The sequence below is a fragment of the Lactobacillus sp. 23-2 genome, assembly GCF_044902225.1.
GTDB lineage: Bacteria > Bacillota > Bacilli > Lactobacillales > Lactobacillaceae > Lactobacillus > Lactobacillus absianus.
The window spans coordinates 1-1,475 of sequence record NZ_JAOQBX010000055.1 but is presented as its reverse complement, the minus strand read 5'-3'; the positions used below and the strand labels follow the sequence as shown (position 1 = coordinate 1,475).

Genomic DNA, 1,475 nt, shown 5'->3' with positions numbered 1-1,475 from the left:
TAAACTATTGAGTTTTCAAGGCTTCATAGTTCTTTTTGGTGTGGGAAGTTTAAGTAGTTATTTGAACATGCTCCAGAAGCTTGATCCCAAGTATGATTTAATTTGGCTAATTACTGAGCTGCCGATAACCATAATGAGGATTAAGGTAGTAATGCCTTGAATTGCTAAGAACAAGATGTAGCCATAGAACTTATCATGAGCTTCACCATTATCCCCAAGCAAAGATACTGTAATCGCCTTACTAAAGAATATTTCAATTAAGACCAGCATTAAAATTGGGAGAACGCCACCAGTTGTACTGGTAAACATCATGCTGAGGAAGTAAATTACAACAAAGATTGCATTTAAGTTGCTAGTTTGTACAATGTGATTAGTCAAATCAAGCAAGTCGCGTTTCTTGTTGTAAATCACCTTATATGAAATAAAGCAGGCAAAAATCCAGCATAATTCAATTAATGCCAAGAAGATAATCATTTCAAAGACAACTGAGAAAGTTGCGCCTGAGGTAGAATTGGCTACATTACTATTCCAGGTTGAATCAAAGCCTCGAGCAGATCTTTGTTCAAAAATATACAGACCTAGACCCAGTAAGAAGTCTTCAACTAAAAGTGTTACCCAACCATACCATCTTTCGGCTTCTTGATCAGCAAATGGATGCTTCCAAGAATTAACGAACCATTGCCACATATTAGCGGCATCAAAGTTAAAGTTTTCCTTTGCATAATTTGCAGCATTAGAAAGTTGATTAGCAGCCGCATTAGTCAATTGTGAAGCAGTAATTGATTGCTGCTTGGCTTCAGCTCTAGTCGTAGCTGGTCTATTTTGAACATCAGTAGCTGTTTGTTCTGGAGTTGCGTTTTCTTGTACAGGCTCTTCCTGGGCAGCTAAATTTGCTTCTGGAGCAGCTTCATTTCCTTGCACGCTAGGAGCAACATTCCGTAAGTCAGTCCCGCACTTAGTACAGAAATTAGTTTCTTCATCCATTGAAGAACCACAATTTGGACATATCTTCATTTCTTATTCCTCTCTTACTATGTAAATCCAAAATAGTTAGCCTTATCCGATTGTTCTCATCCAGTTTGCTTGATTAACTAATTACAATGACAAAATTTGAATTATTAGCTACAACACATATGTGAACAATCATTTATTATGAAATAGTTGAGTTATAAAAAAGCAATCATCTCTCTTCGACTTTTCTCAGTATCTCTTAAATGATTATTGTTAACAGTTTAAGTCTTGACCGTAAGGTCAAGACTTTGTTAGGCGTAGTATAACAAAGGATTTATAAACTCTAATTGCATTATTTTACTATCCTATTATTCCTAGTTTTTTCTCCTTGATATTTTTGCTATTTAAGCTATTTTCATTACTGATCAAAATTTATAATTCATCTCATGAAAATTATAAAAAATTTAACCGCCAATTGCAATAATAAATTGAACACTTGCCAATAGCATCTGGTAGATTTTGAC

1 protein-coding gene is annotated in these 1,475 nt (G+C 34.8%); it reads right to left on the bottom strand.

Annotated features, from left to right (window positions below):
* Window positions 1-57 precede the first annotated feature (57 nt).
* On the bottom strand, window positions 58-1,014 hold the full coding sequence (locus tag OCH80_RS10110; RefSeq protein WP_206988501.1) for a DUF6574 domain-containing protein: 957 nt from the start codon (window positions 1,012-1,014) through the stop codon (window positions 58-60).
* Window positions 1,015-1,475 lie beyond the last annotated feature (461 nt).

Bases quoted from the DNA above. Each gene is read 5' to 3' on its own strand.
- OCH80_RS10110 (WP_206988501.1), bottom strand. From the start codon at position 1,014: ATGAAGATATGTCCAAATTGTGGTTCTTCAATGGATGAAGAAACTAAT.